This is a genomic window from Pseudomonas synxantha BG33R (genome assembly GCF_000263715.2).
GTDB classification, from domain to species: domain Bacteria; phylum Pseudomonadota; class Gammaproteobacteria; order Pseudomonadales; family Pseudomonadaceae; genus Aquipseudomonas; species Aquipseudomonas synxantha_A.
On the sequence record NZ_CM001514.1, the window covers coordinates 2290958 to 2303388 of the forward strand.

Sequence of the window (12431 nt, forward strand, 5' to 3'; positions counted from 1 at the left end):
GGGGTGACGATTGCTCGATAGTAGCCGTTCTTTGTGAAAAGGACTGCCAAAATGACGCCGTTTGAAGCCGCTACTCATGTCGATCCCTACGTTTATTACTCATGCCTCAGGCAGCAAAGGGAACTGTTGTTCGATGCAGATCTTGGTGTATGGATTGCCAGTGGCGCCGGCGTTGTCCAGGCCATTCTGGAACATCCCGACTGCCTTGTACGTCCACTGCACGAGCCGATTCCGGCTGCCCTTGGGCAAGGCGCCGCAGGCCATATTTTCGGTCGTTTGATGCGCATGAACGAGGGGGCGCAACATCAGTGCCCGCGCGGGGTTATCGAGCCCATCCTGGCCTCGATGGGCACGCAAAATATCGCAGGCCTCGTGGCGCAGGTTGTCGAGACATTTGATATCTCGGGCGATAACCCGAATGAGTGGATGTTCACGTTACCGGTTTCGGTCATTGCGACTTTGATAGGTTTCACATCCAGCCAGTTACAGGAAGTCGCGCAGCTGACACGGGATTTTGTTGCCTGTCTGTCGCCGTTAAGTGACGAGGCTCAACTCGGTAAAGCCCATTGCGCGGCGGCACGGCTGAGCCAGATGCTCCAGGCGCTGCTGAATAACGATGATAAAGGTAGTGGTGTGTTGGGCCGTCTTTATAGCGATTACGACGCTTCAGCCTGGGAAGACGATGATGCATTGATAGCGAATCTGATCGGGCTATTGTCACAGACCTGCGAAGCCACCGCCGGGCTGATCGGCAACAGCCTCATAGCGCTCCAACGTAAGCCTGAGCTGTTTGAAGGCATGCAAGCCACACCGACGCTTGTCGCTGAGTGGGTGGCAGAGGTCGCGCGCCACGATTCACCGGTACAAAACACTCGGCGGTTTGTTGCCAGGCGATGCAAGATTGGCGACAGCGTTTTAGAGGCGGGCGATACCATTTTATTATTGCTCGCTGCTGCCAACCGAGACCCCTGCGCCAACCCAGACCCCGACAGCTTCTTGCTCAAGCGAGCGCAACGACGAACCTTCAGCTTCGGCTCAGGCAGACATCAATGTCCAGGCCAACCCTTGGCATTGGCTATTGCCTCAGAAGTGATTTCGGCATTCTTGCATCGAAAGCCCAACGCTTCTGCCCGTGATTATCGCTGGCGTTATTTGCCTTCCCTGAATGGCCGTATCCCGCAGTTCTGCCGTGATGAGGAGACTCAACAATGATCGCTGTTATTTTTGAAGCCTGGCCGCACGAGGAGCACTACCAGCGTTATCTCGACCTCGCTGCCGAACTCAAGCCGCTGCTTGCTCAAATCGATGGTTTCATTTCAGTTGAGCGTTTCCAGAGCCTCAGTGAACCTGGAAAACTGCTCTCGCTATCATTCTGGCGTGACGAGGAAGCAATCCAGCAGTGGCGCCGCCTTGAGCTACATCGAGCAGCTCAATCAGCAGGCCGTCGGCAGGTTTTTGCTGACTACCACCTGCGTATTGCTCAGGTAGTGCGCGATTACAGTCTCGAGGATCGTGTCCAAGCGCCGGCCGATAGCAGGCAAGCTCATGAATGAAAGCAGCACACCGCCTGTTCTAGGAGCGAGCAAGCTCGCTCCTACAGTCATTACCTGAACCCATCCTGAAGAATTTTCGTATTCTCCACGCTGGCACTTTCCTACAGTTTACTCGGCCACCATCGGGGCGTAAGCTTCGCGCGTTTTCATTAATAGCGGAGACCCTCAGTGGGTACTTGTTCGAGTGACAGTCGTCGGCCGGTTTCGGTAACCGGCATCTACTTGGCAAGGTAACGCGCATTTTCCAGATGCCGTTGTCTCGCCTCACAAAGCGAGAAGCGGTATCCCGGCAGTGGCCCGTCCTGGCGCCTGCCTGAATCCCTCTCATCGACGCTGACCAGCACCGGGGTAACGCCTGGATGCTACGGACGCGCCTGCCTTTTACGGTGGGCGGGCCAGGTTCGGCTGTGCCTGTGTGACGGGCGCGGTGTGGACGGGCCGTACCTGCACGGCGGTTTTCCTCGCGCAGGAGCTACACCATGAACCTCACGCTGCTTAAAGAGTTCTTCGCCGGTTTCCTGCGGACCCGGCATATCGCTCGGCATTTTCGCCGTCTGGCGATGCTTGAGACTGTGACCGACGCCAGTGTCAGCCGCGAAGTACCGCCCAGCCTGGCGCACACCCTGGTGGCGTCGGCCAACCGCAGCGCCGTGCAATTGCTGGGTGTGCTGGGCAGCCACGCCGAGGGCTTGAGCACCCAGGATGCCGACGCGCTGCGCGTGCAATACGGCCTTAATGAAGTCGAACACGAGCAGCCGCTACCGTGGTGGGTGCACCTGTGGCACTGCTACAAAAACCCGTTCAACTTGCTGCTGACCTTGCTGGCGGTGATCTCCTGGCTGACCGAAGACATGAAGGCCGCCACGGTGATTTTCTCCATGGTGGTGCTCTCGACCCTGTTGCGCTTCTGGCAGGAAGCCAAGTCGAACAAGGCCGCCGACGCCTTGAAGGCCATGGTGAGCAACACCGCGACGGTGCTGCGCCGCGACGCTGCCAAACGCATTGAGCTGCCGATCAAGCAACTGGTGCCGGGCGACCTGATTGTGTTGTCGGCCGGCGACATGATCCCAGCCGACTGTCGCGTGCTCAGCGCCAAGGACTTGTTTGTCAGCCAGGCGGCGATGACCGGTGAGTCCATGCCAGTGGAGAAGTTCGCCCATCAGCAGGACGCCCAAACCCGTAACCCGCTGGAGCTGGAAAACATTCTGTTCATGGGTACCAACGTGGTGTCCGGCGCGGCCACGGCGGTGATCCTGGCCACCGGCAACAGCACTTATTTCGGGGCCTTGGCGCAACGGGTCACGGCGACTGACCGTGGGGCTACCTCGTTCCAGCAGGGTGTCAACAAGGTCAGTTGGCTGCTGATTCGTTTTATGTTCGTGATGGCGCCGCTGGTGTTGTTCATCAACGGGTTTACAAAGGGCGACTGGACTGAGGCGCTGCTCTTCGCGTTGTCGATTGCCGTGGGCCTTACCCCTGAAATGCTGCCGATGATCGTCACCTCGACGTTGGCCAAGGGCGCGGTGTTTTTGTCGCGCAAGAAGGTCATCGTCAAGCGCCTGGACGCGATCCAGAACTTCGGCGCCATGGACGTGCTGTGCACCGACAAGACCGGCACGCTCACCCAGGACAGGATTTTCCTGGCGCGTCATGTGGATGTGTGGGGCCAGGAGTCCGAAGACGTACTGGAAATGGCCTACCTCAACAGCTACTACCAGACCGGCCTGAAAAACCTGCTGGATGTTGCGGTGCTGGAGCATGTGGAAATCCATCGCGAGCTGAAGGTCGGCACCGCGTTTCACAAAGTGGATGAGATCCCCTTCGACTTTAATCGCCGCCGTATGTCGGTGGTGGTGGCCGAGCGGGATCAGCCGCACCTGCTGATCTGCAAAGGGGCGGTGGAAGAGATTTTGTCGGTGTGCACCAGCGTGCGCCATGGCGACGTCAATGAAGCATTGAGCGAAGAGCTGCTGGCGCGCATTCGCCAAGTGACCGCCGCCTTTAACGAAGAAGGGCTGCGTGTGGTGGCAGTAGCCGCGCAGCCGATGCCGGCCGGGCGTGATACCTACAGCCTGGCGGATGAAAACAAGCTGACGTTGATCGGTTATGTGGCGTTTCTCGATCCACCCAAGGAAAGCACTGCTCCGGCTCTCAAGGCACTGAAGGCCCATGGCGTGGCGGTGAAAGTCTTGACCGGCGACAACGAACTGGTCACGGCGAAGATCTGCCGCGAAGTGGGCCTTGCGCAACAAGGCTTGCTGATGGGCAACGACATCGAAGCCATGACCGACGCCGAGCTGGCCCAGGCCGTGGAAACCACCAATGTGTTTGCCAAACTCACACCCAGCCACAAGGAGCGCATCGTGCGCCTGCTCAAGGCCAATGGGCACGTCGTGGGATTTATGGGCGACGGTATCAACGACGCGCCGGCGCTGCGCACGGCGGATATCGGTATTTCCGTGGACAGCGCCGTGGACATTGCCAAGGAAGCGGCCGACATCATCCTGCTGGAAAAAAGCCTGATGATCCTGGAGGAGGGCGTGCTGGAAGGCCGGCGCACCTTCGCCAACATGCTCAAGTACATCAAGATGACGGCCAGCTCCAACTTCGGCAACGTGTTCTCGGTGCTGGTGGCCAGTGCGTTTATCCCGTTTCTGCCGATGTTGCCGATGCACCTGCTGGTGCAGAACCTGCTGTACGACATCTCGCAGATTGCAATTCCGTTCGACAACGTCGATGACGAAATGCTCGCCACGCCGCAACGCTGGCAGCCGGGGGAGGTGGGGCGCTTCATGCTGTTTTTCGGGCCGATCAGTTCGATCTTCGACATCACCACGTTCGCACTCATGTGGTATGTGTTCGATGCCAACACCCCGGACCACCAGACCCTGTTCCAGTCCGGCTGGTTCGTGGTGGGGCTGCTGACCCAGACCCTGATCGTGCACATGATCCGTACGCCGAAAATTCCATTCCTGCAAAGCCGCGCTGCACTGCCGTTGATGCTGATGACGGGCGTGATCATGGCGGTGGGGATCTTTCTGCCGATGGGGCCGCTGGCGCACTACTTCAAATTGCAGGCGCTGCCGTCGCTGTACTTCGTATTTTTGCCAGTGATTTTGCTGGCGTACATGGCGCTGACCCAAGCGGTGAAGGGCTACTACATCCGCAAGTTTGGCTGGCAGTAATACGTTTTATGCAACACCGCAAAAAACTGTGGGAGCCGGGCTTGCCCGCGATGACGGTGCATCAGTCGCCTGATTCATTGGCTGGCGCGCCGCTATCGCAGGCAAGCCAGCTCCCACAGGGACCTGCGGTGCTTCCAATTTGCCGCTGCATTCATGGAGATTTTTTTATGCAGGCAATCAACAACATCAACCTCAACTCCCTGATCGATACCGTGGTCAGCCTCAGCGCGGCGTTTATTCTGGGTGGTTTGATCGGCTTCGAGCGCCAGTACCGCCAGCGCACCGCGGGCTTGCGTACCAATGTGCTGGTGGCGGTGGGCGCGGCGATTTTTGTCGACATGGCCAACCGCCTCGGTGGTGCGGAAGGCGCTGTGCGTGTAGTCGCTTACGTGGTGTCGGGCATCGGCTTCCTGGGGGCCGGTGTGATCATGCGTGAAGAAGGCAATGTGCGTGGTCTCAATACGGCGGCCACCCTGTGGGCTTCGGCGGCGGTGGGCGCCTGTGCCGGTGCCGACCTGATCCTTGAGGCATTGCTGGGCACGCTGTTTGTGCTGGCGGCCAATACCTTGCTGCGACCGATCGTCAACAACATCAACCGCCAGCCACTGGACGTGGTATCGGCAGAGGTCACCAACATCCTTTACGTGATTGCGCGGCGCAGCCAGCAACAGGCTGTGATGGTCCTGTTGGAAGCCGAGCTGGCGCGCTGTAACTACCCGGCCAGCGATGTCGACGTGCGACCATTCGGCAGTGAAGAAGTGGAAATCGAGGCCACCCTGGCCGCAACGTCGGTCGATGGCGACGAACTGGATGCACTGGTGACGCGCATCTCCACCTCAACCCTGGTGGTACAGGCCTTCTGGAGCCCGAGTACTACCGACTGACCCCTCTGGGCACGCCAGGATTGGCTAAGCTTGGTTGTGGAAAAATCCTACATGTAGTCAGGAATATCCCTTCAATTGAAACATCTTGGCGTTGCTAAGGTTGCGCACTTGCGGCTGTTGGGTCGTTGTGGTCCTGCGTCCGTGGTTATGCTGAGTTAATTGAAGGGGGCCAGACACCGCCTGGTTATCGTCATGAGGGTGTGCAGTGCCGCTCGTCGGAACTGTCATTTCTCACAGGTATCCAGTCCCGGTGTGATGTGTAAGGGTATTTTGTCCACATAGGGAAGTTTTATGAGCAAAGCATTAATTGTGGATGACCATCCGTTTATCCGCGCGACGGTCAAACACCTTCTGAAATCGGAAGGGTTTACTGAAATCTACCAAGCAGGGGATGGGGCAGATGCAATGCAGTTGGCCAGGGAGCAACGTCCCGAGCTGATTATTCTCGACCTTGCGCTGCCAAAACTGGGTGGGTTGGAGGTCATCAGCCGGGTCAAGGCACTGGCCCTGCCGTGCAAGATTCTGGTGCTCACCTCCTACATGGCGATGTTCTTTTCTACCCGCTGTATGCGTGCCGGCGCCATGGGGTTCGTGGCCAAGACCGGGGAGTTGGACGAGTTGATTAAAGCCATCAGGGCGATCAGGTCGGGCTACAGCTGCTTCCCCAGTTTGCCGACCAGTTCGGTACGCCGTGATGACCTGCAGGAAACGGAACGGCAAATGATCGAGTCATTGTCGGACCGTGAATTGACCGTATTGCAGATGCTGGCCCTGGGGCTGGGCAACAAGGAAGTGGCCGAGAAAATGCTGCTGAGCCTCAAGACCATCAGCACCTACAAGACTCGACTCAAGGAGAAGTTACGTATGTCTTCGGTAGTGCACTTGTCCAAGTTTGCCCAGCGCAACCATCTCATCTGAGCTGCAAATGATCACCACCGCGTTGACCAGGTTCGTCGCGATCCTTTGGATGAGCCTATTACCATTGATCGCGGTGGCCTTTGAAGAGCCCCAGGCTTTGCAACTGTTGGGGCACTCCCACCTCGAAATCCCCAAAGTAGAGATGACCGAGGCTGATTGGCGCTGGCTACGCGAGCGGCGCACATTGGTCATGGGAATTTCTGCCCCCGATTACGTGCCTTTTGACCTGACCAATAACAACGATGAACTTGAAGGTATCACGGCCGACTTTGCCGCGCTGATTGGCCAGGCCCTGCATATCTCCATCGAGGTTCGGCGTTACGAAACCCGTGATGATGTGATCCAGGCCCTGAAGCAGGGTGGCGTGGATTTTCTCGGTTCCGCCAATGGTTATGAGGCTGCCGACAAGCAATTGCAGTTGTCTCGTTCCTACGCCAACGATCAACCGACCCTGGTGACTCGCAGCGGTGACAGCCAAGCGTTGAGTGACGACCTGGCAGGCAAGCGGGTGGCAATGCTGTATCACTATATGCAGCCCGACGCCGTCCGGGCATTTTACCCCCGTGCACAGCTGGAGCTTTTTGCCTCGACCTTCGAGGCCATTGGCGCCGTGGCGTTTGGTCGCGCCGATGTTTACCTGGGCGATGCCATCAGCAGCAACTACCTGATCAATCGCAACCACCTGAACAATGTACGCATGGCTGATTTTTCCGCCCTGGAGGTCAACCCGTTTGCGTTTGCCGTCACCCGCGACAATACGCGGCTGCTGCAGATCATCAATGCGGCGCTGGAGGCCATTCCCGCCAGTGAGCACATGGAGATCCTGCGCCGCTGGAGCGGTGGCAACCTGGGCATCGTGGGCATCGACCGGCTGCACTTGAGTGCCAATGAACAACGCTGGGTGCAGAAAAATCCACGGGTCAGAGTCGCGGTGCTAAACGACTTTCTGCCATTGTCTTTTATCGGTGACAAGGGGCAATTCGAAGGGCTGAGTGCGGAGGTGCTGTCGCGCATCAGCTTGCGCACCGGTTTGAAGTTCGATGTGGTCCCGGGCAGTTCGTTGCCGCGCCAGGTCAATATTGTCAGTGCGGGCACGGCGGATATGCTGGCGGTGGTCACCCCCAGTATGGAGCGTGCCGACAAAGTGCGCTTTACCCGGCCCTACCTGACCAACCCGTTTGTGCTGGTGACCCGCGACAGCCCTGATAGCCCGCTCACGCTGGAGGATATGGTCGGCAAACGCCTGGCCATGGTGACCGGCAATGGCCTGCATGATGAGATAGCGCGAAACTTTCCAGGGGTTGCGTTTATCGACGTGGAAAACCCGCTGCAAGCCATGGCGCTGGTGGCCAATGGCGACGCCGAGGGCGCCGTGAACTCGCTGATCAGTGCGCGCTATCTGATCACCCGGCATTACCGTGACCGCTTGCGTATCACCAGTACGGTCGGCACTGAACCGGCGCGCGTGACCTTCGGAGTCAACCGCAGTCAGTTGGAGCTGTATTCGATCCTGGACAAGGCACTGCTGAGCATCACACCGCAGGAAATGGATGAATTGATTGGCCAATGGCGCAGCGAAGTCATCATCGAGGACAGCTACTGGCTGCGTTATCGCAACGTGATCATTCAGGGCTTCGGGTTGGCCGCACTGTTGTTGGTGGTCACGCTGGGTTGGATCATCTACTTGCGCAGCTTGATTCGTAAGCGCGTGCAGGCCGAGCGGGCGCTCAGCGATCAGATGCGGTTCATGAGCGTATTGATCGACGGCACCCCGCATCCGATCTATGTGCGCGACCGCCAGGGTCGGTTGATGGCCTGTAACAATGCGTACCTCGATGTGTTTGGCTACAAACTTGAAGACGTGATCGGCAAGACGGTGATGGAAACCGACGTCGACAATCCTCCACAGGCCCAGTCGTTTCATGAGGATTACCTGCGCTTGATGGCCGCCGGCGAGCCGCAGATTCATGACCGGATACTCAAGGTGCCCAACGGCGATGTGCTGACCATCTACCAATGGATGCTGCCGTATCGCGACGGCGACGAGAAGGTGGTGGGTATGATTGCCGGTTGGGTGGACGTCAGCGAGCGTCATCGCTTGCTGGGCCAATTGCAGGAAGCCAAGGACGATGCCGACGCCGCTAACCGCGCCAAGACGACCTTCCTGGCGACCATGAGCCACGAAATCCGCACGCCGATGAACGCCGTGATCGGCATGATCGAGTTGGCCTTGAAAAATGCCGAACAGGGGCGGGCCGACCGTGATGCCTTGGAAGTGGCATCGGTGGCTTCGCGCGGCATGCTGGAGTTGATTGGCGACATTCTCGATATCGCGCGGATCGAGTCCGGGCATTTGTCGCTGACCCTGGAGCCGGCCAACCTGCGTGAGCTGCTGGCATCGGTGGCGCGCGTGTTCGAGGGATTGGCGCGAGCCAAGGGGGTGGCGCTGCAAGTCCAGCTGGAGCCGTTGGTTGAGCGGACGGTGCTGGTCGACCCGCTGCGCTTCAAACAGGTGGTGTCGAACCTGTTGAGCAATGCCATCAAGTTTACCGCCAGCGGCCAGGTAACCCTCGGGGCCCGGGCGGTAGTCGAGGGCGACCGGTTGAATGTGCAGCTATGGGTGCAAGACACCGGCATTGGGATCAGCGTCAAAGATCAGCAGCGATTGTTCAGCCTGTTTATCCAGGGCAGCAATAACCAGCAGTCGGCCCGCAGCGGTTCTGGCCTGGGGTTGGTGATCAGCCGCAGCTTGTGCGAAATGATGGGCGGCCAGCTGCACTTGAGCAGCGTGTTGGGGCAGGGCACCCGGGTGGATGTGACGCTGGCCCTGGCCCTGACGGACAGCTTGCCGGCCCACGCCGCACACACTGCTGATGCAGTGCCAGCGGGCCGTGCGCTGCGCATCCTGGTGGTGGATGACTACCCGGCCAACCGCTTGCTGCTGGCGCGCCAGTTGACCTTCCTGGGCCACCAGATCACTACGGCCGAAGATGGCGCCCAAGGGTTTGAGCAGTGGCGGACGGGACAATTCGACGGCGTGATCACCGATTGCAATATGCCCTTCAAGAATGGCTACCAGTTGGCGCGGGAGATTCGTGCGCAAGAACGTGAACGGGGTCAGGCACCTTGCCTGCTGTTGGGGTTCACCGCCAACGCCCAGCCGGAGGAAACCGAGCGCTGTCGGCAAGCCGGTATGGACGGCTGCCTGTTCAAACCCACCGGGCTGGACGACTTGCGCTCGGCATTGGCTTCGCGTTCCGCCGAGTTGGGCCCGCCACAAATGCAGGCGTTTGACTTGAGCACCCTGGTCGCATTGACGGGGGATGATCGCTCCGCGCTTATTGAGTTGTTGGCGCCGTTGCTCGACAGCCTGGAAACGGACCGTGCCTTGCTCTCACAGCTGTCAAACCAGGCCGACTTTGCCAAGCTGCACGACCTGGCCCATCGCGCCAAGGGTGGCGCACGGATGGTCAAGGCGCAGGGGGTGATCGCGTGTTGTGAAACATTGGAGGCGGTGTGTGAACAGCAGGACCGCCTGGCATTGGGCCCTGCGGTTGATGGCGTCAGTGAAGCGATCGGTATTTTGCAGCAAGGCTTGAACGCGTATTGCAATCAGCCTTGATCGCGGTTGATCGCCATTCAGGCGATTTGGGAAAACTCTTACGTAAACGGGGAACATGCCTGATTTTGTCGTCGGCATATGTCTGGAAAATGGGCGACGCTCACTGCCGAGCACTGCCTGCCCAGGGGTTTGCCATGCCAAACAAAGCACTGACCATCCTGATTGCCGATGAACAGCATCTGCAACGCCTGTACATCGAGAAAATGCTCAACCAGTTGGGGTATTACCGGATCGTGCCGGTGCAAACGCTCGAAGAAGTCCAGATTCTGACCTCCATTCCAGCCGAACCCTTCGATGCGCTCATCATCAATGCCGGGTTGCTGGACCATGCCATTGGGCTCCAGCAGTCAGTGCACCACGTGTTGATATACGAGCACATCGACCTGGGTGAGCCTGCCGGTGCAACGTCAGCGGTGCGGGTGCGTCTGCCGGGCGTGCCGGACAGCGTCAGCCTCGAACACTTCATGGACATCGTCGACCCATCCGAGGCTGCCCATGGCCTGCGGGTACTGCCGTGGCTACGGGAGTTGTCCCGGGCGCGGGTGGCCCGGGCCTAGCTTCGTTTCAACGCTGCTGCCGCATGTTGTTCCGCACCCCTCAGTTGGTTTTGTGAGATTCGCGCAGGCGTTCGGCCGCACTGCGCAACAACTGCTCGGTCGCGTCCCAACCCAGGCAACCATCGGTTACCGACACGCCGTACTGCATTGACGCGCTCAGCGGCTGGCAGCCTTCGAACAAGTGGCTCTCAAGCATCATGCCGATCAGCGACGTATCACCCTGCAAGCGCTGCTCCAGTACGTCATTGAATACTGCCGGTTGGCGCAGTGGGTCCTTGCCGCTGTTGGCGTGGCTGCAATCGACCATGATCCGCGCCGCCACTTTGGCCTTGGCCAGGTCATGTTTCACCTGGGCCACGCTCTGTGCATCGTAGTTTGGCCCGCGGTGACCGCCGCGCAGTACCAGGTGCGTGTCGGGGTTGCCTGGCGTCTGGATGATGGCGGGATGGCCTTGGCTGTCGACACCGAAATGGCGATGCGGGTGGGACGCTGAGCGCATGGCATCACAGGCAATCGCGACGCCGCCGTCGGTGCCGTTCTTGAAACCTACGGGCATGCCCAGGCCGCTGGCCATCTCGCGGTGGATTTGCGACTCGGTGGTGCGTGCACCGATGGCGACCCAACTGAGCAGGTCATCGAAGTAGCCGGCAGCCATGGGCTGCAACAGCTCGGTGGCGACCGGCAGGCCCAGGCGCAGCATTTCACGCATCAGTTCGCGGGACAGGGTCAGGCCGGCGGCCATGTCATCGCTGCCGTCCAGGTGCGGGTCGTAGGCCAGGCCTTTCCAGCCGATGGTAGTGCGCGGTTTTTCGACGTAGGCGCGGATCACCAGCAGCATCTGGTCGCTGACTTCAAGCGCGAGTTTCTTCAGGTTGCGTGCGTATTCCATGGCCGATTGCGGATCGTGGATCGAACACGGGCCGACAATCACCAGTAAGCGCGAGTCTTCGCCATTGAGGATGGCGCGTATGGCCTGGCGATGGGCGTGGATCTGTTCATGGAGGAACGGGCTGAGGGGCAACTGGTGTTTCAGCTCAAGGGAGCTGGGCAGGCGCTGGGTCAGGGCTTCATTGGCGCTGTTGAGGGTGCAGACGGGCAAAGCGGCGACGGAGGAGTTCATATTCAAGGCTTCCTGGGCAAGCGGCGGGTTGTTCCCGCGCGCTTGGCCTACTGGGGTGTTCGACAATTGGCCGTACTGGCGAGGTGTGTTGGTTTGCCACCAATAGGTGACCGATCGGAGGCGGCAGGCTGTCCCGAACGGAGCTGGCTAAATCGCCATGCAGTGCAAGTGTCGAAGCGGTAATAAGTGGCGTAGTTCATGGTGTGATTCCTTTAAGTGTTCTTGAACAAACAAAATGGTTAGCGGCTGAAAAACAAAACCCCCGGTCGGGGAGCCGACCGGGGGTTTAGATTTCTCTGGTAGGCGACCCCTTGAGTAGTGGGCGCCGATTTCAGGTATCAGGCGCGCCAGTGGCTAAACCAATACCCAAAATAAAAGCCGGCCAGTGCGCTCGAACCGTTCACGCGGGTAACCGACACCGAGCGCAAGGCGCTGGCAGCAGGGCAAACCTGAGTGTGGGTGAGTTGCAACATGGTGGCTCTCCAAATGATGGGGGGAGCTTACTAGAGGCGTACGGGTGGATTCAATCAGTAATTTCTATTGCTTGAGGGTACTTACGGCTATGGCATGAGTGTCGCTATGCTGGTGACTC

General features: G+C 59.1%; 9 protein-coding genes. 7 read left to right on the forward strand and 2 right to left on the reverse strand.

Features of this window, described 5'->3' with window-relative positions; all coding sequences use genetic code 11:
* The first annotated feature begins 51 nt into the window (after positions 1 to 51).
* The 7 genes from PSEBG33_RS16755 to PSEBG33_RS16725 all read left to right on the forward strand — a co-directional run bounded on the left by PSEBG33_RS16755 (position 52) and on the right by PSEBG33_RS16725 (position 10719).
* Positions 52 to 1212, forward strand: coding sequence for a cytochrome P450 (locus PSEBG33_RS16755; RefSeq protein WP_005786970.1), 1161 nt, complete (start codon positions 52 to 54; stop codon positions 1210 to 1212).
* Positions 1209 to 1553 carry an antibiotic biosynthesis monooxygenase family protein gene (locus tag PSEBG33_RS16750; RefSeq protein ID WP_005786972.1) on the forward strand — a complete coding sequence of 115 codons (345 nt, stop codon included), beginning with the start codon at positions 1209 to 1211 and terminating at the stop codon, positions 1551 to 1553. Before PSEBG33_RS16755 ends, PSEBG33_RS16750 begins: the two co-directional genes overlap by 4 nt.
* Before the next feature lie 479 nt (positions 1554 to 2032).
* Entirely contained in the window at positions 2033 to 4738 is a 2706-nt protein-coding gene (gene mgtA, locus PSEBG33_RS16745) for a magnesium-translocating P-type ATPase (RefSeq protein WP_005786974.1), read from the forward strand.
* A gap of 167 nt (positions 4739 to 4905) precedes the next feature.
* Positions 4906 to 5622 (forward strand): MgtC/SapB family protein, encoded by a 717-nt coding sequence (locus PSEBG33_RS16740; RefSeq protein ID WP_005786976.1) that lies wholly within the window; start codon positions 4906 to 4908, stop codon positions 5620 to 5622.
* A 291-nt stretch (positions 5623 to 5913) separates the two neighbouring features.
* Complete coding sequence (locus tag PSEBG33_RS16735) at positions 5914 to 6540, forward strand: response regulator transcription factor (protein ID WP_005786978.1); 627 nt, start codon at positions 5914 to 5916, stop codon at positions 6538 to 6540.
* Positions 6541 to 6547: 7 nt separating this feature from the next.
* Positions 6548 to 10162, forward strand: a complete 3615-nt coding sequence (locus tag PSEBG33_RS16730; protein ID WP_005786980.1) for a transporter substrate-binding domain-containing protein — start codon at positions 6548 to 6550, stop codon at positions 10160 to 10162.
* A gap of 134 nt (positions 10163 to 10296) precedes the next feature.
* Positions 10297 to 10719: a hypothetical protein gene (locus PSEBG33_RS16725; RefSeq protein WP_005786982.1), complete on the forward strand. Its 423-nt coding sequence runs from the start codon at positions 10297 to 10299 to the stop codon at positions 10717 to 10719.
* 40 nt (positions 10720 to 10759) lie between these two features.
* Here the strand turns inward: PSEBG33_RS16725 and PSEBG33_RS16720 are convergent, their stop codons facing one another.
* Complete coding sequence (locus PSEBG33_RS16720) at positions 10760 to 11839, reverse strand: 3-deoxy-7-phosphoheptulonate synthase (RefSeq protein WP_005786985.1); 1080 nt, start codon at positions 11837 to 11839, stop codon at positions 10760 to 10762.
* Positions 11840 to 12177: 338 nt separating this feature from the next.
* Entirely contained in the window at positions 12178 to 12312 is a 135-nt protein-coding gene (locus tag PSEBG33_RS29915) for a hypothetical protein (RefSeq protein WP_269745279.1), read from the reverse strand.
* Positions 12313 to 12431: the final 119 nt, after the last annotated feature.